At 73.2% G+C, this 20,230-nt stretch carries 16 protein-coding genes; 4 read left to right on the top strand and 12 right to left on the bottom strand.

What is annotated here, in order from left to right:
* Positions 1-23: 23 nt before the first annotated feature.
* Positions 24-371 carry a hypothetical protein gene (locus tag BKD26_RS02155; protein WP_084895068.1) on the top strand — a complete coding sequence of 116 codons (348 nt, stop codon included), beginning with the start codon at positions 24-26 and terminating at the stop codon, positions 369-371.
* Between the two features lie 14 nt (positions 372-385).
* Here BKD26_RS02155 and BKD26_RS02150 read toward each other — a convergent pair whose 3' ends face one another.
* The 4 genes from BKD26_RS02150 to hrcA all read right to left on the bottom strand — a co-directional run bounded on the left by BKD26_RS02150 (position 386) and on the right by hrcA (position 4,859).
* On the bottom strand, positions 386-1,123 hold the full coding sequence (locus BKD26_RS02150) for a 16S rRNA (uracil(1498)-N(3))-methyltransferase (RefSeq protein ID WP_084895066.1): 738 nt from the start codon (positions 1,121-1,123) through the stop codon (positions 386-388).
* The gene (locus tag BKD26_RS02145; RefSeq protein ID WP_084895064.1) at positions 1,120-2,196 is read right to left on the bottom strand and encodes a nitronate monooxygenase; all 1,077 of its coding nucleotides are present in this window, start codon (positions 2,194-2,196) and stop codon (positions 1,120-1,122) included. The genes BKD26_RS02150 and BKD26_RS02145 overlap by 4 nt, the downstream gene beginning before the upstream one ends.
* Before the next feature lie 506 nt (positions 2,197-2,702).
* On the bottom strand, positions 2,703-3,842 hold the full coding sequence (dnaJ, locus tag BKD26_RS02140) for a molecular chaperone DnaJ (protein ID WP_084895062.1): 1,140 nt from the start codon (positions 3,840-3,842) through the stop codon (positions 2,703-2,705).
* Positions 3,843-4,859, bottom strand: a complete 1,017-nt coding sequence (gene hrcA, locus BKD26_RS02135) for a heat-inducible transcriptional repressor HrcA (protein ID WP_073751357.1) — start codon at positions 4,857-4,859, stop codon at positions 3,843-3,845. It lies immediately after the preceding gene.
* Positions 4,860-5,026: 167 nt separating this feature from the next.
* Here hrcA and BKD26_RS02130 point away from each other — a divergent pair, with 167 nt between their 5' ends.
* Both BKD26_RS02130 and BKD26_RS02125 read left to right on the top strand, forming a co-directional pair.
* Positions 5,027-5,749, top strand: a complete 723-nt coding sequence (locus BKD26_RS02130) for an MBL fold metallo-hydrolase (protein WP_084895060.1) — start codon at positions 5,027-5,029, stop codon at positions 5,747-5,749.
* A 10-nt stretch (positions 5,750-5,759) separates the two neighbouring features.
* A complete protein-coding gene (locus tag BKD26_RS02125; RefSeq protein ID WP_084895058.1) occupies positions 5,760-6,557 on the top strand; it encodes a DUF3097 domain-containing protein in 798 nt (265 codons plus the stop codon).
* Between the two features lie 89 nt (positions 6,558-6,646).
* Here BKD26_RS02125 and hemW read toward each other — a convergent pair whose 3' ends face one another.
* From hemW to lepA, 4 genes are all read right to left on the bottom strand, one after another.
* On the bottom strand, positions 6,647-7,879 hold the full coding sequence (gene hemW, locus BKD26_RS02120) for a radical SAM family heme chaperone HemW (protein ID WP_084895056.1): 1,233 nt from the start codon (positions 7,877-7,879) through the stop codon (positions 6,647-6,649).
* Positions 7,880-7,907: 28 nt separating this feature from the next.
* Positions 7,908-9,815 carry an ATP-binding SpoIIE family protein phosphatase gene (locus BKD26_RS02115; protein ID WP_241518521.1) on the bottom strand — a complete coding sequence of 636 codons (1,908 nt, stop codon included), beginning with the start codon at positions 9,813-9,815 and terminating at the stop codon, positions 7,908-7,910.
* A gap of 206 nt (positions 9,816-10,021) precedes the next feature.
* Positions 10,022-11,911, bottom strand: coding sequence for a long-chain fatty acid--CoA ligase (locus tag BKD26_RS02110; RefSeq protein WP_084895052.1), 1,890 nt, complete (start codon positions 11,909-11,911; stop codon positions 10,022-10,024).
* A gap of 201 nt (positions 11,912-12,112) precedes the next feature.
* Complete coding sequence (lepA, locus tag BKD26_RS02105) at positions 12,113-13,984, bottom strand: translation elongation factor 4 (RefSeq protein ID WP_084895049.1); 1,872 nt, start codon at positions 13,982-13,984, stop codon at positions 12,113-12,115.
* A 208-nt stretch (positions 13,985-14,192) separates the two neighbouring features.
* Here lepA and rpsT point away from each other — a divergent pair, with 208 nt between their 5' ends.
* Positions 14,193-14,459, top strand: coding sequence for a 30S ribosomal protein S20 (rpsT, locus tag BKD26_RS02100; protein ID WP_084895047.1), 267 nt, complete (start codon positions 14,193-14,195; stop codon positions 14,457-14,459).
* 668 nt (positions 14,460-15,127) lie between these two features.
* Here the strand turns inward: rpsT and holA are convergent.
* From holA to BKD26_RS02080, 4 genes are read right to left on the bottom strand one after another with little or no spacing between them, the layout of a single operon-like run.
* Positions 15,128-16,114, bottom strand: a complete 987-nt coding sequence (gene holA, locus BKD26_RS02095; protein WP_084895045.1) for a DNA polymerase III subunit delta — start codon at positions 16,112-16,114, stop codon at positions 15,128-15,130.
* A 57-nt stretch (positions 16,115-16,171) separates the two neighbouring features.
* A complete protein-coding gene (locus BKD26_RS02090) occupies positions 16,172-16,417 on the bottom strand; it encodes a hypothetical protein (protein WP_084895345.1) in 246 nt (81 codons plus the stop codon).
* 24 nt (positions 16,418-16,441) lie between these two features.
* Positions 16,442-18,940 carry a ComEC/Rec2 family competence protein gene (locus tag BKD26_RS02085; RefSeq protein WP_084895043.1) on the bottom strand — a complete coding sequence of 833 codons (2,499 nt, stop codon included), beginning with the start codon at positions 18,938-18,940 and terminating at the stop codon, positions 16,442-16,444.
* On the bottom strand, positions 18,937-20,145 hold the full coding sequence (locus BKD26_RS02080) for a ComEA family DNA-binding protein (RefSeq protein ID WP_084895343.1): 1,209 nt from the start codon (positions 20,143-20,145) through the stop codon (positions 18,937-18,939). The genes BKD26_RS02085 and BKD26_RS02080 overlap by 4 nt, the downstream gene beginning before the upstream one ends.
* Positions 20,146-20,230 lie beyond the last annotated feature (85 nt).

Here is a 20,230-nt window from a genome sequence, read left to right as displayed (position 1 = left end):
GGGTGGCCCCTACCGTTGGGCGGATGAGACGGAACCGCGTTTCGCGCCGGCTGGTCGTGGACGGCACGACCTGGCTGTGGTCGGTGGGACATCTGCACCCCGGGTGCCGCGAGTTGCTGACCCTGCGCCGCGCCGACGCCCCGCATGCCCAGCTGCGGCCGGCCTTCCGGGCCGGGCCCGGCCGGCTGATCCGTGACGCCTGCATGCCGTCAGGGGCGCCGGCCGACACCCACGACCATTACCTCAACCCGCACGAGCCGGGCGTCGTACGCCGGTTCCTGGGCGAGGCCTCGGCGCGTGGCCTGCTGCCCGCCGCGCACGGCGTCCACGAGGTGGACGGCTGGCCGCTGTTCGACGCCCTCGTCACCTGAGGCCGCCGCGGGTTCTACGACCAGCGGCCGGTGCGCCCCAGCAGCAGGGCGGTGGCGGCCGTCCCGGCGGTCGAGGTGCGCAGCACGCTGCGCCCGAGCCGGTACGGCTTGGCGCCCGCCTCGGCGAACGCCGCCAGCTCGTCGGGCGACACGCCGCCTTCGGGGCCCACGACGAGCACGATGTGTCCCGTGGCGGGCAGTTCGGCGGTCGCCAGCGGTTCGGCGCCCTCCTCGTGGAGGACGGCCGCGAAGTCGGCGTCGGCGAGGAGCTGGGCGACCTGCTTGGTCGACGCCAGGTCCGCCACGTCCGGGAAACGGAGCCGGCGCGACTGCTTGCCCGCCTCCCGCGCGGTGGCCCGCCATTTGCCGAGCGCCTTGAGGCCCCGGTCGCCCTTCCACTGCGTGATGCAGCGGGACGCCGCCCACGGCACGATCCCGTCGACGCCCGTCTCGGTCATGGTCTCCACGGCCAGCTCGCCCCGGTCGCCCTTGGGCAGGGCCTGGACCACGGTGATACGGGGGGTGGGTTCGGGTTCCGTACGTACCTCGGTGACCGTCACGTCGAGGCGGTCCTTGCCCTCGACGGCCGCGACGGTGCCGTACGCGCCGGTGCCGGCGCCGTCCGTCAGGACGATCTCCTCGCCGACGCGCAGCCGCCGTACGGACACGGCGTGCCGCCCCTCGGGCCCGTCGAGCGTGACGGTGCCGGCCGTGCCGGGCAGGTGGTCGACCAGGAAGACGGGGGCGGTCATGACGCGACGCCCCGCAGTGCGAGGGAGGCCACCGCGGCGTCCAGTTCGGCGTTGAGGACCTCCACCAGGCGCCCGGCGGGCAGCTCGCGCGCCATCCGGTGGCCCTGCCCGGCCCACAGCGCCATGCCCTGCGGGTCGCCCGCCTTGGCGGCCGCCTTGCGCAGCCCGCTCGTCAGGTGGTGCACCTCGGGGTACGCGGCCGGGGCGTACGGGCCGTGCTCGTGCATGAACCGGTTGACCAGGCCTCGCGCTGGGCGCCCCGAGAACGCCCGGGTCAGCTCCGTACGGACGAACAGCGGGTTGGTCATGGCCTGCTTGTGCAGGGTGTGCGCGCCCGACTCGGGGCACACCAGGAACGCCGTGCCGAGCTGTGCGGCGTCGGCGCCCGCCGCGAGGACCGCGGCGATCTGGCTGCCGCGCATCAGGCCGCCGGCGGCGACGATCGGCAGCGGCACGGCCTCCTTCACCAGCGCGATGAGCGACAGCAGCCCCGTGCCGGTCCCGCCGGTCTCAGGGTCGTCGCGGTGCGTGCCCTGGTGCCCGCCGGCCTCGACGCCCTGGACGCACACGGCGTGTGCGCCCACCCGCTGCGCGGCCTGGGCCTCCTCGGGCGAGGTGACCGTCACGATCGTGTACGTCCCGGCCCGCGTGAACGCGGCCACCGTGTCGCGGGTGGGGCACCCGAACGTGAACGACACCACCGGGACCGGGTCGTCCAGCAGGATGGCCAGCTTGGCCTCGTACCCGTCGTCCCGCCCGGCGTCGGGGTCGCCGAGCGGCGTGTCGTACCAGCTGGCCTCACCGGCGAGCTGGTGCCGGTAGACGTCGACGGCGGCGGGGTCGGCGTGCCCGGGCTGCGGCATGAACAGGTTGACGCCGAAGGGCCGCGAGGTCAGCCCGCGTACCTGCTTGATCTCCTGGTACATGCCGTCGGCGGTCTTGTACCCGGCGGCCAGGAACCCCAGGCCGCCGGCCTCGGACACGGCCGCCACGAGCTGCGGACAGGAGGCGCCACCCGCCATGGGGGCCTGCACGATCGGGTACCGGCAGAGATCGGTCAGTGCGGAGGACATGCACGCATGGTGTCACGCCCCCACGGCACACCCACACGGGCCCGCCCCGGTCATCGCCCCCTGGTCCGGTCACCGCCCCGGCGGTCCGCGCCCTTCGGGGTTGCCCGTGCGCCGTACGGGTGCCGTGGAGACCGCCCCGGGCCTATGCGCCGGTCGCCGCTCCGGCGGGTCGCGCCCTCGGGGAGAGCCCGGCGCGGGAGCGTGCCGTTGGGGCCGCTCCGGGGACCGTGTCCTGGGCTCTCCTTCGCAAGCTCAGTCGTTTACGCCCAGAACCCGACCCACTGCCCCCCTTCGAGGCGGCCCAAGGCCGCACCGACGCGAGCGCGAAGCCGCTGCGCTGGGGGGCCGGTCCGGCGGCCGTGCACGCCCTCGCGGCGCGGAGCTGCCGCGCCCCGAGGTGTGGGGGCGTCAGCCCCCACGTACAACCAACGTGCCCCCGTCAGGGGGTCCGGGGCCCCCACCACCACGACCCCGCCCCGTCAGGGGCACCGGGGGCACCGCCCCGGTCAGCGGCCGTTGAACGCGTCCTTCAGGCGGGAGAACAGGCCCTGCTGCCCCGGCTGGAACTGCCCCGTGGGCCGCTCCTCGCCCCGCAGCTTGGCCAGCTCCCGCAGCAGCCGCTCCTGCTCCGGGTCCAGCTTCGACGGCGTCTGGACCTCGACGTGCACGATGAGGTCTCCGCGTCCGCCGCCCCGCAGGTGCGTGACACCGCGCCCGTGCAGCGGGATGGACTGGCCCGACTGCGTGCCGGGGCGGACGTCGACCTCCTCCAGCCCGTCCAGCGTCTCCAGCGGGCACTTCGTGCCCAGCGCGGCCGCCGTCATCGGGATGGTCACCGTGCAGTGCAGGTCGTCGCCGCGCCGCTGGAACACGGCGTGCGGCAGCTCGTGGATCTCGACGTACAGGTCGCCCGCCGGGCCACCGCCCGGGCCGACCTCGCCCTCGCCGGCGAGCTGGATGCGGGTGCCGTTGTCCACACCGGCCGGGATCTTGACCGTGAGCGTACGACGGGACCTGACCCGGCCGTCACCCGCGCACTCCGGGCACGGCGTGGGGACCACGGTGCCGAAGCCCTGGCACTGGGGGCAGGGGCGGGACGTCATGACCTGGCCCAGGAAGGACCGGGTGACCTGGGAGACCTCGCCACGGCCGCGGCACATGTCACACGTCTGGGCCGACGTACCGGGCGCCGCGCCCTCGCCGGAGCAGGTGGTGCAGACGACGGCCGTGTCGACCTGGATGTCCTTGGTGGTGCCGAAGGCCGCCTCGTTGAGGTCGATCTCCAGGCGGATCATCGCGTCCTGGCCGCGCCGTGTGCGCGACCGGGGGCCGCGCTGGGACGCCGTACCGAAGAAGGCGTCCATGATGTCGGAGAAGTTGCCGAAGCCGCCCGCCCCGAAGCCACCCGCGCCCGCGCCGGCGCCGGAGGCGGACAGCGGGTCACCGCCGAGGTCGTAGACCTGCTTCTTCTGCGGGTCCGACAGCACCTCGTAGGCGGCGTTGATCTCCTTGAACCGCTCCTGCGTCTTCGGATCGGGGTTGACGTCCGGGTGCAGCTCGCGGGCGAGCCTCCGGAACGCCTTCTTGATCTCGTCCTGGGACGCGTCGCGGCGCACGCCGAGTACGGCGTAGTAGTCCGTGGCCACTTACGACTCCGCCAGGATCTGTCCGACGTAACGTGCCACTGCGCGTACCGCTCCCATCGTTCCGGGGTAGTCCATGCGGGTCGGTCCGACCACGCCGAGTTTGGCGACTGCCTCGTCGCCCGAACCGTAGCCGACCGCGACGACGGACGTGGAGTTGAGGCCCTCGTGGGCGTTCTCGTGCCCGATACGTACGGTCATGGCCGAGTCCTTGGCCTCGCCGAGCAGCTTCAGGAGCACCACCTGCTCCTCCAGCGCCTCCAGCACCGGCCGGATCGTCAGCGGGAAGTCGTGCCCGAAGCGGGTGAGATTGGCGGTGCCGCCGATCATCAGCCGTTCCTCGGTCTCTTCCACCAGTGTCTCCAGCAGCGTGGCCAGCACCGTGGAGACCGTCCCCCGGTCCTCCGCCTCGAAGGACTCGGGAAGGTCCTGCACCAGGTTGGGGACGTCCGTGAAGCGGCGTCCCACGACGCGGCTGTTCAGCCGCGCCCGCAGGTCGGCCACGGACGTCTCGCCGAACGGCGCCGGGCAGTCGACCATGCGCTGCTCCACGCGCCCCGTGTCGGTGATCAGGACGAGCATCAGCCGGGCGGGGGCCAGCGACAGCAGCTCCACATGACGCACGGTGGAGCGCGTCAGGGACGGGTACTGCACGACCGCGACCTGCCGGGTCAGCTGCGCGAGCAGCCGCACCGTACGGCCGACGACGTCGTCGAGGTCGACGGCACCGTCCAGGAAGTTCTGGATGGCGCGCCGCTCCGGCGTCGACAGCGGCTTGACGCCGGCGAGCTTGTCGACGAAGAGGCGGTAGCCCTTGTCGGTGGGAATGCGGCCCGCGCTGGTGTGGGGCTGGGCGATGAAGCCCTCCTCCTCCAGCACCGCCATGTCGTTGCGCACGGTGGCGGGTGAGACGCCGAGCTTGTGGCGCTCCGTGAGCGCCTTGGAGCCGACGGGCTCCTCGGTGCCGACATAGTCCTGGACGATGGCGCGCAGCACCTCGAGTCTGCGTTCGCTCAGCATCGCGCGCACCTCCAGCCGGCCGTGGTTCCTTCTGTTTCGCTGGCACTCGCGATGCCCGAGTGCCAGTTGTCCCCGGCCAGTGTACGGCGCCGGGGTACGCCCCCGGCAAGGGCAGCGGGACACGCTACCGCGCGACGCGGCTGGTCGTTGCCGATAGCGTCGCCGGTATGGACGTCACTTGGGAAGACTTCGGGTGGGAACGTCTGGCCGACGGAGTGGGCCGCAGAAGGCTGCCGGTGTGGGACGCGACCACGGCCCTGGTCGTCGGCGAGGACGGTGCCCTGCTGTACGACACGGGCGCCACGCTCCGTGAGGGCGCCGAGATCCGGACACAGGCGCAGGGGCTCATGGGCGGCCGGAGAGTGACGCATATCGCACTGAGCCACCCTCATTTCGATCATGTGCTCGGGACGGCGGCGTTCTCCGGGGCGGAGGTGTACGGGGCGGTCGGCATCGACACCGTACTGACCAGGGACCGGGACGGGCTGCGCGGCGACGCCGTGCGTCACGGGGTCGCCGAGGCGGACGCCGTGGAAGCGACGGACGTCCTGGTGGCACCGCACCACCTGGTGTGCGGCGAGTGGACGCTGGAGCTGGGCGGGCGGCAGGTGCTGCTGGCCAACGTGGGGCCGGGCCACAGCGGCCACGACCTGGCCGTACTCGTGCCGGGTCCCCGGGAGGTCGTCCTGTGCGGGGACCTCGTGGAGGAGTCGGGCGACCCGCAAGCCGGGCCGGACGCCATCCCCTCACGCTGGCCGGCCGCCCTGGACCGGCTGCTGGAGCTGGGCGGCGAGGACGCCCTGTACGTCCCGGGGCACGGGGCCGCCGTCGACGCCGCCTTCGTACGCGCCCAACGCGATGAACTGGCCCGGCGGTTCGGGGTGTCGTAGCGTCTGGCGAATGCGCGCTTACGACCCTGACCTGACGCCCTCCTGGAAGCGTTCGGCCCCGGTGCCGGAGGTACCCGCCGAGCCGGATCTGGTGGTCGAGGAGGTGAGCACCGGCTTCTGCGGGGCGGTGATCGGCTGCGAGGCGGGCACGGTCACCCTTGAGGACCGGTTCGGCAAGCACCGGGTGTTCCCGCTGACGCCCCGGGGGTTCCTCCTGGAGGGCCGTACGGTGACGCTGGTCCGCCCGTCGGCCGGTCCCTCGCGCCCGTCGCGCACGGCATCCGGCTCGATCGCCGTTCCGGGTGCACGCGCGCGCGTGGCCCGTGCGGGGCGCATCTACGTGGAGGGCCGCCACGACGCGGAACTGGTGGAGCGGGTCTGGGGCGACGACCTGCGCATCGAGGGCGTCGTCGTCGAGTACCTGGAGGGCGTCGACGACCTCCCCGCCATCGTCCGGGACTTCGGCCCTGGCCCCGACGCGCGCCTCGGGGTCCTGGTGGACCACCTGGTCCCCGGCTCCAAGGAGTCCCGCATCGCGGCCTCCGTCACGGACGCCCACACCCTGGTGGTGGGGCACCCGTACATCGACATCTGGGAGGCGGTGAAGCCCTCGTCGGTGGGCATCCGGGCGTGGCCCTCGGTCCCGCACGGCCAGGACTGGAAGACGGGCGTGTGCCGCGCGCTCGGCTGGCCCGACAACACGGGCGCGGCCTGGCAGCACATCCTCTCGAAGGTCACCTCGTACAAGGACCTGGAGCCGGAGTTGCTGGGGAGAGTGGAGGAGCTGATCGACTTCGTAACCGGGTAGCGGGTTGTGGGCATACGTTGGGCGGAACGGGTGGCGCAACCCCCCGGCGGGGCGCCGACTCCGGACACGCCCACGCCGGGAACCCGCGCCTAGTCCACCAGGTCCCGCACCACCGCGTCGGCCAGCAGCCGCCCTCGCAGCGTCAGCACGGCCCGCCCCTGGGCGTAAGGACCCGGGTCCAGGAGCCCGTCCCTTAGCGCGCGCTCGGCAGCGGCCAGCCCCGCCTCCCGCAGCAACGACAAAGCGCACCCCTCCCGCAGCCGCAGCTCCAGCAGCACCCGCTCCACCCGCCGGTTCTCCTCCGTCAGGATTTCGCGCCCCGCCCCCGGCGACCGCCCGGCCGCGAGGGCGGCGGCGTACGCGCCCGGGTGCTTCACGTTCCACCACCGCACGCCGCCCACATGGCTGTGCGCCCCCGGTCCCGCGCCCCACCAGTCGGCGCCGCGCCAGTACAGCTCGTTGTGCAGGCACCGCCCCGCCTCCGACGTGGCCCAGTTGGACACCTCGTACCAGGAGAAGCCCGCCCCGGACAGCACGTCCTCGGCGATCAGGTACCGGTCGGCGTGGACGTCGTCGTCCGTCATCGGGACCTCGCCGCGCCGGATGCGCCGCGCCAGCTGCGTGCCCTCCTCGACGATCAGGGCGTACGCCGAGACGTGGTCGGGCCCCGCGCCGATCGCCGCGTCGAGCGAGGCGCGCCAGTCGTCGTCGCTCTCCCCCGGGGTGCCGTAGATCAGGTCGAGGTTGACGTGCTCGAACCCGGCCACGCGGGCCTCCTCGACGCAACGCTCCGGCCGACCGGGGGTGTGCGTACGGTCCAGCACCTTGAGGACGTGCTGCCGGGCGCTCTGCATGCCGAAGGAGATCCGGTTGAAGCCGCCCTCCCGCAGCTCGGCCAGGTACGCGGGGTCGACGGACTCCGGGTTCGCCTCGGTCGTGATCTCGGCGTCGTCCGCGAGCCCGAACTCCTCCCGGATGGCGCCCAGCATGGTCACGAGGTCGGCGGCGGCGAGCAGCGTGGGCGTACCGCCGCCGACGAAGACGGTGCGTACCGGGCGCGGGTCGTCACCGAGCACCTTCCGTGCGAGGCGCACCTCGTCCGTCAGCGTCGCGGCGTAGTTGTCGCGGGAGGCGAGGACGCCGCCGGAGCCGCGCAGCTCGGTGGCGGTGTAGGTGTTGAAGTCGCAGTAGCCGCAGCGGGTGGCGCAGTACGGCACGTGCAGATAGAACCCGAGCGGCCGCTCACCGGCCCCGAGCAGGGCGGACGCGGGCAGCGCGCCGTCCTCGGGCATGGGCTCACCATCGGGCAGTACGGAAGGCATACGTCCCATTGTCCGTCACCCGGGCCGGTCACCTGGCCTGGAGCACCAGCAGGGCGAGGTCGTCGCGTACGGGCGTCTCGCCGTAGGTGTGGACCGCCTGCCGGATCCGGTCGGCGACCTCCCGCGCGGGCAGCCCGGCGCAGCCCGCGAGGGCCTCGGCCAGCCCGTCGCCGTCGTCGAACATCCGGCCCGTACGGGAGCGGCGTTCGGTGACGCCGTCGGTGACGCACAGGAGCGTGTCGCCGGGTGCGAGGTGGAAGGTGTGGCTCTCGTACCCGACGTCGTCGACGACGCCGAGCAGCACCTGGGGTGCCGCGGCGGGCGTCACGGAGCCGTCGGGGCGCAGCAGGAGCGGCAGGGGGTGGCCGGCGCAGGCGAGGGTGCAGCGGGCGCCGCCGCCGTCCTCGGGGGCGAGCGGTACGAGCTCGCCGTACAGGAGGGACAGGAACCGTGCCTGGGGCTGGGACGGGGGCTGTGGCCCGCCGGGCAGGTCGCCGGCCGCGGCGACCATGGACGCGGCGGCTTCGGCGGCCTCGGTGGCGTCGTCGAGGAGGAGCCGGTTGAGCCGGTCGAGGACCTGGCCGACCTGGTGGTCCTCGCGGGCGAGCAGCCGCAGCCAGGGGCGGGCGAGGCCGGTGACGACGGCGGCCTCGGGGCCGCTGCCCTGGACGTCGCCGAGCATGAAGCACCAGCGCCGCGCCGCGGGGCCGGCCTGGAACACGTCGTAGAAGTCGCCGCCGGCGAGCCCGTCGTCGCTGGGCTCGTACACGACGCGGCTGTCGACGCCCGGGATCTGGGCCAGCTGGCTGGGCAGCAGCCCGCGCTGGAGGATCCGGCTGATGGTGACCTGGCGGGTGTAGCGGCGGGCGGCGCCGATGGCGAGGGCGACGCGGCGCGCGAAGTCCTCGACGAGGGCGGTGACGGCGTCGGGGATGCGGGCTCGCCCGCGCCGTCCCAGCATCAGCGTGCCGAGCCCGTGCCCGCCCACGACCAGCCGGTACGCGAGTGCCGTGCCACCCGCCGCGCTCCCCTGCGGCCCCGACGACGACGGCGACGGCGACGGGGGCCAGGGGATCGGCACCGGGCCGGTGCGGGCCGGCTCGGGCATGTGCGGCGGTTCCTTCTCCAGCGCCGTACGCAGCGCCTCCAGCGCCGATTCGTCGGCGTGCCATACGCGGGCGAGCCGCGGTCCGCCGCCCTCCGTGCCGTCGCCCTCCAGCCAGAACGCGCACCAGTCGGCCAGGCGTGGCACCAGGAGCTGGCCGGCGAGGGCGGCGACGAGGTCCTCGTCCAGTTGGCCGGCGAGGAGGTCGGAGGCCTCGGCGAGGAACGACAGCGCGCCGCGGCCGGCCCACTCGTGGTCGTCGCGCACCACGCGGCGCGGTGCCGGGGCGAGGATCTCGGCGGCGCGCAGCCCGCGCTGGATCGCCGGTTCGGCGCCGGGCACGGGGCAGGTGTCCCAGCCGTCGAGGGGGAGCCGGGCCCAGACGGTCTTGAGGCCGGGGCGGTAGGTGATGCCCCAGCATTCGGCGAGGGCGGCGACGAGCTGGAGCCCGCGACCGTACTCGTCGAGGCCGTCCTCGTCGTCCTGGTGGTGCTGGTGCTCGTGGCGGACGGTCCTGGTGGGGTGGTGGTCGGACACTTCGAGGACGAGGGCGGCGGGCAGGCCGCCGGCGGGGTCCTCGAGCCGGCAGAGGAGTTCGACGGTGGTGCCGGCGTGGACGACGGCGTTGGTGACGAGTTCGCCGACGACCAGGACGGCGTCGTCGGCGACCCGGTCGGTGATCGTCGCGGCGGCGGGCAGGGCGAGGCCGGTCCAGTCGGCGAGCGCGGCGCGTACGAAGCGGCGGGCGGCGGAGGGGGCGAGGGGATTGCCGGGCAGGCTGGTGCGTGCGACGGACTGAGTCGGGGGCGGATGGTGGGGTGGCAGCGGCAACTCGCCGGTGGTCGCGCGCTGTGTCGGAAAGGACCCCACGTGCGGCTCCTCGTCGGCTCCTGGTCGGCTCGTGGTTCGGACACCGACAGGGTGACAGATGGAGCACGCTCATAAGCGCCGAGTCATCGAAGTCGTTGAAGTCGTCGCCGGCCGCCCACGCGAAAGGGGCCGCGCACCCGTGCGCGGCCCCTTTGTCGGCGTACGGCTCAGGCCTCCCTGGATCCGGTGTACATCTCGTCGATCAGGTGCTTGTACTCCCGCTCCACGACGGGGCGCTTCAGCTTGAGGCTGGGCGTCAGCTCGCCGTGCTCGATGTCGAGGTCGCGCGGCAGGAGGCGGAACTTCTTGATGCTCTGCCAGCGCTGGAGTCCCTGGTTGAGCCGGTCCACATAGCCCTGGACGAGCCGGGTGACCTCCGGGGTGGCCACGACTTCGGCGTACGTCTTGCCGCCGAGGCCGTGCTCCTCCGCCCAGCCGATGATGGCGGGCTCGTCGAGCGCGATGAGCGCGGTGCAGAAGTTCCGGTCGGCGCCGTGGACGAGGATGTTGGAGACGTACGGGCAGACCGCCTTGAACTGTCCCTCGACCTCGGCGGGTGCGATGTACTTGCCGCCGGACGTCTTGATCAGGTCCTTCTTGCGGTCGGTGATACGGAGGTAGCCGTCGACGGACAGTTCGCCGATGTCGCCGGTGTGGAACCAGCCGTCCGGCTCCAGGACCTCGGCGGTCTTCTCGGGCAGCCCGTGGTAGCCCTCCATGATGCCGGGGCCGCGCAGCAGGATCTCGCCGTCGTCGGCGATCCGCACCTCGGTGCCGGGCAGCGGCTTGCCGACGGTGCCGGTGCGGTAGGCCTCGCCCGGGTTGACGAAGGAGGCTGCGCTGGATTCGGTGAGGCCGTACCCCTCCAGGATGTGGATGCCTGCGCCGGAGAAGAAGTAGCCGATGTCGGGCGCGAGGGCGGCCGATCCGGAGACGGCGGCGCGCAGCCGGCCGCCGAAGGCCTCGCGGAGCTTGGAGTAGACGAGGGCGTCGGCGATCTTGTGCTTGGCGTTCAGGCCGAAGGGCACGCTCGCGTTGCCGGTGCGGCGGAAGTTGTCCTGGCTGGTCCTGGCGTACTCGCGGGCGACCTCGGCGGCCCACTTGAAGATCTTGTACTTGGCGCCGCCTCCGGCCCGTGCCTTTGCCGCGACTCCGTTGTAAACCTTTTCGAAGATACGGGGGACGGCGGCCATGTACGTCGGCTGGACGACCGGCAGGTTCTCGATGATCTTGTCGACGCGGCCGTCGACGGCGGTGACGTGCCCGACCTCGATCTGGCCGGAGGTCAGCACCTTGCCGAAGACGTGCGCGAGCGGCAGCCACAGGTACTGCACGTCGTCCGCCGTGACCAGGCCGGTCGCGGCGATGGCCTTGGCCATGTACGACCAGTTGTCGTGCGGCAGCCGTACGCCCTTGGGGCGGCCGGTGGTGCCGGAGGTGTAGATGAGGGTGGCGAGCTGGGTGGGGGTGATGGCGGCGACCCGGTCCTTGACGGCGTCCGGGTGCTTCTCCAGGTACGCGCGGCCGCGCTCCTCCAGCTCGGCGAGGGACAGGACCCAGCCCTCGGGGTCGCCGGGTTCCGCTTCGACGCCGGTCGGGTCGATGACGACGACATGGGTGAGGTGCGGCAGGTCGGCGCGGCGCTCGCGGGCCTTGGCGAGCTGGGTGGCGTCCTCGGCGATCAGGACGCGGCTGTCGGAGTCGGCGAGGATGTACGCGGACTCCTCGGCGTTGGTCTGGGGGTAGACGGTGGTGGTCGCGGCGCCGGCGCACATCACGCCGAGGTCGGCGAGGATCCACTCGACGCGGGTGGCGGAGGCGAGGGCGACCCGCTCCTCGGGCTGTACGCCGAGGTCGATGAGCCCGGCGGCGATGGCGTAGACGCGGTCGGCGGCCTGCCCCCAGCTGAGGGACTTCCAGTCGTCGGGGCCCTGGCCGGTGGGGGCCGGCACCGGGTAGCGGTAGGCCTCCGCATCAGGGGTTTTGGCCACGCGCTCCAGGAAGAGGGCCGCCACGGAGGGCGGGCGGTTCTCGATCAGGGTCTGTGTGTCGCTCACGACGTCCTCCGGGCGGCTTGCGGCAGGGCTGCACGACGGGATGATTGTTTAACTGGCGAGTAACCCTCGGGCGGCATCAGGTTAGAGCGCCGTGGTCCGCCATGTAAGGGGCTGTTCATAACGACTGTGCCCTGCCCGAGGGGTGTCACGGCACGCAAAAGCGCCCGTCCGTGAACCGAACGGGCGCTGTGCGGCCGGGCTCTACTTCTTGGTCTTGCCGCCGGCGGAGTCGTCGCTGGACAGCACCGCGATGAAGGCCTCTTGCGGAACCTCCACGGAACCGACCATCTTCATCCGCTTCTTGCCTTCCTTCTGCTTCTCCAGCAGCTTCCGCTTACGGGAGATGTCACCGCCGTAGCACTTGGCGAGGACGTCCTTGCGGATGGCGCGGATGGTCTCGCGGGCGATGACGCGCGAGCCGATGGCCGCCTGGATGGGCACCTCGAACGCCTGCCGGGGGATGAGCTCGCGCAGCTTGGCGACGAGCCGTACTCCGTACGCGTACGCCGCGTCCTTGTGGGTGATGGCGGAGAAGGCGTCGACCTTGTCGCCGTGGAGCAGGATGTCGACCTTGACGAGGCTGGAGGCCTGCTCGCCGGTGGGCTCGTAGTCGAGGGAGGCGTAGCCGCGGGTCTTGGACTTCAGCTGGTCGAAGAAGTCGAAGACGATCTCCGCGAGGGGGAGGGTGTAGCGGATCTCGACCCGGTCCTCGGAGAGGTAGTCCATGCCGAGGAGGGTGCCGCGGCGGGTCTGGCACAGCTCCATGATCGAGCCGATGAACTCGCTGGGGGCGAGGATCGTGGCGCGGACGACCGGCTCGTACACCTCGCTGATCTTGCCCTCGGGGAACTCGCTCGGGTTGGTGACGGTGTGCTCGGTGCCGTCCTCCATGAGTACGCGGTAGACCACGTTCGGGGCGGTGGCGATCAGGTCGAGCCCGAACTCGCGCTCCAGCCGCTCGCGGATCACGTCGAGGTGCAGCAGGCCCAGGAAGCCGACGCGGAAGCCGAAGCCGAGGGCGGCGGAGGTCTCCGGCTCGTAGACGAGCGCGGCGTCGTTGAGCTGGAGCTTGTCGAGGGCGTCGCGCAGCTCGGGGTAGTCGGAGCCGTCCAGCGGGTAGAGGCCGGAGAACACCATCGGCTTGGGGTCCTTGTAGCCGCCCAGGGCCTCGGTGGCGCCCTTGTGCAGGGTGGTGATGGTGTCACCGACCTTGGACTGCCGGACGTCCTTCACACCCGTGATCAGGTACCCGACCTCGCCGACGCCCAGCCCGTCGGCCGGGAGCATCTCGGGCGAGTTCGTCCCGATCTCCAGCAGCTCGTGCGTGGCGCCGGTGGACATCATGCGGATGCGCTCGCGCTTGTTGAGCTGGCCGTCGATGACACGGACGTAGGTGACGACACCGCGGTACGAGTCGTAGACCGAGTCGAAGATCATCGCGCGGGCGGGGGCGTCCTTGACGCCGACCGGGGCAGGGACCTCCCGGACGACGCGGTCCAGCAGCGCCTCGACCCCGAGACCGGTCTTGGCGGACACCCGCAGCACGTCGTCGGGGTCGCAGCCGACCAGGTTCGCCAGCTCCTCGGCGAACTTCTCCGGCTGGGCGGCCGGCAGGTCGATCTTGTTGAGCACGGGGACGATGGCGAGGTCGTTCTCCATCGCCAGGTAGAGGTTGGCGAGGGTCTGCGCCTCGATGCCCTGGGCGGCGTCGACGAGCAGGACGGTGCCCTCGCAGGCGGCCAGGGATCGCGACACCTCGTAGGTGAAGTCGACGTGACCGGGGGTGTCGATCATGTTGAGGATGTGAGTGCTGCCCTGGCCGGGCCCCTCGGTGGGGGCCCACGGCAGACGCACCGCCTGGGACTTGATCGTGATGCCGCGCTCGCGCTCGATGTCCATGCGGTCGAGGTACTGAGCGCGCATCTGCCGCTGCTCGACCACACCGGTCAGCTGGAGCATCCGGTCGGCAAGGGTGGACTTGCCGTGGTCGATGTGCGCGATGATGCAGAAATTGCGGATCAGTGCCGGGTCGGTACGGCTCGGCTCGGGCACGTGGATAGGGGTCGCGGGCACGCAGGGTCCTGATTCTCGAGACGCCGGGCGTCTCTGCTCGGGTCGACGGCGGATCGATACGTAGGTTCCATGGTCCCACGGACGGGGACGGGCGCTCGGTTTGGGCCGCTCGGAGGGCGACTGGTAGCCTGGGCAGCTGTGTCTCGTGGCCCTCTCTGCGACGTGGCACACATCAGAGAAATCCTTACGAACCTGAAAAGGCTCTTTCGTGGCGAACATCAAGTCCCAGATCAAGCGGAACAAGACCAACGAGAAGGCGCGCCTGCGTAACAAGGCCGTCAAGTCGTCGCTCAAGACCGCGATCCGCAAGGCCCGTGAGGCTGCTGCCGCGGGTGACGTCGAGAAGGCCACCGTTGCCGCTCGCGCCGCCTCCCGTGCGCTCGACAAGGCTGTCTCGAAGGGTGTCATCCACAAGAACGCCGCCGCCAACAAGAAGTCGGCGCTGGCCACCAAGGTTGGCTCCCTGCAGGGCTGAGCTTTCTTGATTTGATCGCCGGAACGGACCAAGCGGGCCCTCTCATCCGCTCCTGACCGGCACCCCGAGCTCGTACGCGGCCTGCGTTCGCCACGCGGGTACGAGCTCACCGACGCACCACCCGAAGGCCCCGTCGCCGTCCTTCCCCAGGACGCCCCGCCGGGGCCTTCGTCATGCCGCGCCATTGCGACCCGTGACGCCCGGCGTCGTACGGCGCCCACCACGGCGAGCGGATCCCGGGACGCCCCGCACCCGGCCCAACGGCCTGTCGCCCGCCGACGGCGAAGAGGCCCCGCGCGGGGGTGGTGCGGACGGGAACCGCGATCTCCCGGGCCTGCGGCCTACGACGACGGAAAGGCCCACCGGAGGCTCCGCACGACAGCCCCCGCCGCCCGGCCCCGCGCCCGCCGACAACGCAAGCCCCACCGGAAGACCCACACCCACAGTCCCCCACCGCACGGCCCTCGGCCGCCGACGGCGGAGAGGTCCCACGGGAACCCGCACTCGCCCCCGTCCCGCACGGGTGGTGCGGGTGGGAACCCGAGCCCGGCCGTCAGGCCGGGCGCACCCACCGGCCGGCGGCCGACCACGCACCGCCACCGCCCCGCTGCAGCCCTACCGCCCCCACCACCCGGCGATGCGCGGCGATGCGCGCCGCCCCGCGGGGGTCAGCGGCGGGAGCGGGCCGCGCGGGCGATGGTGACGACCGCCTTCTCCAGCGCGTACTCCGGGTCGTCGCCCCCGCCCTTGACCCCCGCGTCCGCCTCGGCGATCGCGCGCAGCGCGACGGCGACACCGTCCGGCGTCCAGCCGCGCATCTGCTGACGCACCCGGTCGATCTTCCACGGCGGCATGCCGAGCTCGCGCGCGAGATCCGCAGGCCGCCCGCCCCGCGCCGCCGACAGCTTGCCGATCGCCCGCACACCCTGCGCCAACGCGCTGGTGATCAGCACGGGCGCGACACCCGTCGACAGCGACCACCGCAGCGCCTCCAGGGCCTCCGCCGCACGCCCTTCCACCGCCCGGTCGGCGACGTTGAAGCTGGAGGCCTCCGCGCGGCCCGTGTAGTACCGCCCGACGACCGCCTCGTCGATGGTGCCCTCGACGTCCGCGGCGAGCTGCGACACCGCGGACGCGAGCTCCCGCAGATCGCTGCCGACCGCGTCGACGAGCGCCTGGCACGCCTCCGGCGTCGCCGACCGGCCCAGCGCCCGGAACTCGCCGCGGACGAACGTCAGGCGCTCCGCCGGCTTGGTGGTCTTCGGGCACGCGACCTCCCGGGCGCCCGCCTTGCGCGCCGCGTCCAGCAGGCCCTTGCCCTTGGCGCCGCCCGCGTGGAGCAGGACGAGGCTGATGTCCTCGACGGGCGAGCCCAGGTACGCCTTGATGTCTTTGATCGTCTCGGCGGAGAGGTCCTGCGCGTTCCGCACGACCAGCACCTTGCGCTCGGCGAAGAGCGAGGGGCTCGTCAGCTCGGCGAGGGCGCCGGGCTGGAGCTGGTCGGGCGTCAGGTCGCGGACGTCCGTGTCGGCGTCGGCCGCGCGGGCGGCCGCCACCACCTGCTGCACCGCGCGGTCGAGGAACAGGTCCTCCTGCCCCACGGCGAGGGTGACGGGCGCGAGGACGTCGTCGGTCTGGTTCTTTCTGGTGGCCATCGCGAACCAGCATCGCACGGCCCACCGACAACGCCGGTACGCCCGGACCGCCCCTCTCTACGGCTCCTCGCGCCAGCCGTCCCACTGGGCCGCGAACTCGTCCAGATCGCGGGCCGCGAGCCGCCCGTCCGGGTCCTCGACGACCACCAGCCACTGAGCGTCCTCGGCGTCGTCCTCACCAGCCAGGGCGTCCCGTACCAGCTGCGGCTCCTCCGTGATCCCGAAACGCTCCCCGAGCTCCTCCGCCACCTCCTCGGCCGCGTCCCGGTCGGGCAGCACCAGCACATGTCTCACATCGCTCACGCAGGACATTGTTCCTGCGTGCCGCTACGGCTCCGGCCCCGGCCCCTGGGCCGTGGCGGCACGCAGCTCCTTCCCCCTTCCCGTCACGGCGATCGCGCCGTGCCTGTCGGTGCTCAGGACCACCGCTCCCCCGGCCCGCAGCGCGCCGACCGTACGCGGCGACGGATGGCCGTACGGGTTGTCACGGCCGGCCGAGACCAGGGCCAGCCGTGGCCGGGCCCTGCTCAGCAGACGTGGGTCCTGATGGGCCGAGCCGTGGTGGGCGACCTTCAGGACGTCGACCTGCGGCAGGTCCGGGTGGGCCCGAAGCAGACCCCGCTGGGCGGGCGGCTCCAGGTCGCCGAGGAGCAGCAGGGTCGTACCGCCGCCGACGCGAACGAGCAGCGTGACGCTGGCGTCGTTCGGCCCCTCCGGCCCGAGGCCGGTCATGGCGGTGCCCGGCCACAGCACCGTCCAGTCGAGCGACCCGATCCGCCGGCGCTCACCGGCACCCGCCGGGATGACGGGCACCCCGGCCGCGGCGGCCGTCCTCCGCACGAACGCCGCCTGGTCCTCGGGGTCCTGGAGGCTCGTGGTCTGGATCGCCCCGACGGCCCGGCCGCGCATGACACCCGGCAGGCCCGCGACATGGTCGGCGTGGAAGTGCGTGAGCACCACGAGCGGCACCCGCGTGACGCCCAGCGCGTGCAGGCACCGGTCCACGGGCTCAGGATCGGGCCCCGCGTCCACCACCACGGCCGTGTCACCGCCCGCCGAGAGGACCGTCGCATCGCCCTGGCCGACGTCGCACATCGCGAACACCCAGCCCGGCGGCGGCCACCCGGTGATCAGCCTGACGAGCGGCGGCGGCCGCACCACCGCGAGCAGCAACAGCACGGTGCACGCGCCGGCCAGCCACACCCGGTGCCGCATCCGCCGCACGCACACCACCGACGCCCCCGTGACGGCGGCGAGCAGCAGTCCACCGCGCCAGCCGCCCGGCCACTGGGCCTCCGCCCCGGGCAGCGCGGCTCCCGCGCGGGCGACGGAGGCTAGCCAGCCGGCCGGCCAACCCGCACATTCGGCGAGCACCACGGCCACCGGCATCGCGACCGGTGCCGTGGCGAGCGCGGCGAACCCGAGCACGGTCGCGGGGGCCACCGCGAGTTCGGCGAGCAGGTTGCACGGGATCGCCACCAGGCTGACCCGGGCGGCGAAGACGGCCACCACCGGGGCGCACACTGCCTGGGCCGCGGCTGTCGCGGCCAGCGCCTCCGCGATCCGCGGCGGCACCCGGCGCCTTCGCAGCGCGGCGCTCCAGCGCGGGGCGACGGTCAGGAGCGCCCCGGTGGCCAGCACGGACAGCAGGAAGCCGTAGCTGCGCGCCAGCCACGGGTCGTACAGCACCAGCAGCAGTACGGCGGCGGCGAGCGCGGGAATCAGCGACCTGCGGCGCCCGGTGCCGATGGCGAGCAGGGTGATCAGCCCACAGGCGGCGGCGCGCAGCACGCTCGGGTCGGGTCGGCAGACCAGGACGAAGGCGAGGGTCAGCGCCCCGCCGAGCAGCGCCGTCGCCCGGAGTGGGATTCCCAACCTGGGCGCCAGCCCTCCGCGTTCGGCCTTCAGTGCTCTTCCGGGTGGGCCGATGAGCAGCAACAGCACAATGGTGAGGTTGCTTCCGGAAACGGCCAAGAGGTGCGTGAGGTCGGTGGCCCGGAAGGCGTCGTGCAGGTCGGGTGGGATACGGGAGGTGTCCCCGACGACCAGCCCCGGCAGCAGGGCGCGGGCATCCGGTGCGAGCCCGTCGGTCGCGGCGCGCAGTCCCGCCCGCAGTTCCCCCGCCGTGCGCTGGAGCGCGGTCGGCGGCCCGGTGACCCGTGGCGGGCCCGCGTCCGCCCGCAGGACGGCGGCGAACGGCTCGCCGTGGCGATGCGGCGGTGCGAGCCGCCCTGTCAGGCGCAGCCGGGTGGACGGCAGCAGCCGCTGCCACTCCGCTCCGCCGGGCGACACGACGACCAGCACGGGCGTACGGACCCTGGTGACCGCCCCGTCGGGCGCCGTCACTCGCGTCACGTGGGCGTCCAGGACGACGGCGGCGGGCGCGGCCCGGGGACCGCGGACCCTCACGCGCGTGAGCCGTGGATCGGAGGTGACCGTTGCCTCGACGCCGACCCGTGCGTGCTGCTCCGCGAGCCCCGGCAACGGACCCCGTCTCAGATCGGCGCCGTGCAGTCCCGCGGACGCCGCACCGGCCGCGGCGCAGAGCAACACGGCCGTACACGCCGTCCCGTTGCCCCGCCACCGCCTGAGCGCCAGGGGCACGGCCCGCCCGCCGGCACACACCAGCAACAGCACCACACCGCCTACGGCGCAGAGCGCCGCGCCCACCACCGTCCACCGGCCCGGTGCGCCGATCGCGAGCGCCGCCGCTGCCCACGCCGCCAGGGCGGGACCCATGAGCCGCACGTCGGCCGGGCCCTCCTGCCCAGGATCGGCGGCCCCCAGGGGGCTGCCTGACGCTGCGTGAACCGCCGCGCGGCTCATGGCCGTACGAGTGACTGGAGGTCCGCGAACCGGCGCTCGCCGATCCCGTTGACCTCGCGGAGTTCGTCGACCGACCGGAAACCCCCGTGTCGGGTGCGGTAGTCGACGATGTGCTGGGCCAGCACGGGGCCGACGCCGGGCAGCGTGTCCAGCTGTTCCACGGTGGCGGTGTTGAGGCTGACCGGCCCCTCGCCACCACCGGGACCGGACGGCGCCCCGGGCATGGGAGCCGCCGGTCCAGGTGCGGCTCCCACCACGACGTGCTCGCCGTCCATGAGTACACGTGCCCGGTTCAGCCCCGTGAGGTCGGTACCGGGCCTGGCACCGCCTGCCGCGCGCAGGGCGTCGCCGACCCGTGATCCTGCGGGCAGCCGCAGCACACCCGGCCGTTGTACCTTCCCGCTGACGTCGACGACGACGGGTGGCGCCCCCGCCGGGGGCCGGCGAGTCGCGGCGCCCGCCGCCGGTGGCGCCGCCGCCCTGACCAGGTCGGGAGCCCGGACCGGCTCCGGGCGGCCCGCCCAGAAGTACCGCCCGGCAAGGGCAGCGGCCACGACCAGGACGACCGCGAGTGCGACGACCGTCCGGGGCTCCATTCCGCACCGCGCCTGCAGCCACAGCGGCAGCCGCTCCCGCAACCCGAGACGCCACCGCTCCCGCCGCCCCAGTGCCTCCTCCTCGGGGACCGGAGCAGCCACGCCGGCACCCGCCGCGGACTCGCCGGCCACCCCCGCCACCGGCCCCGTCGCCGCCACCGGTGACCGCACCGGCACCTGCCCACCGGCCGAAAGCCGGCCACTGTCCGAGCGCGGACCCCCGACCGACAACTGACCACTGACCGACCGCGAACCACCGTCCGAAGGCAGACAGCCGTCCGGGCACGCGCCACCGTCCGATGGCCGACCAGCATCCGGCGGAGGCCCACCGTCCGGGCACGGCCCACCGTCCGGGCACGGGCGGCCCGCCCGTGGCGTGCCGTCGTCCGGCGGCGGATGCGTCGCGTACGCGCCCGGCCCTGCGAAGAGGGCGTCCGCGCGGCGGCGTGCTGTCGCCGTCGCGCGCACGGCTGCTCGCCTTCCGCGCACGCGGTGTCGTGCGGGGCCGCGGCTGCGCGTGCGGCCGTCGGAGCCGGGTGCCCGGCCGGGGCCGCTCGCTGCGCGTACGACGGGCGATGAGGACGTCACGGAGTGTGTTCGCGTTGCCATGCCGAGCACGCTAGACGCATTCGCCCGAACCCGCCGAGCAGCGTCAAATTCCGTGGATAAACCGCCAGTTGTGGAAAACCTGGTC

It is taken from the genome of Streptomyces sp. CB03238, from assembly GCF_002099185.1.
Classification (GTDB): Bacteria; Actinomycetota; Actinomycetes; order Streptomycetales; family Streptomycetaceae; genus Streptomyces.
Note: the sequence above shows the minus strand (reverse complement) of the source record. Positions and strands in the feature narration are given on the sequence as shown.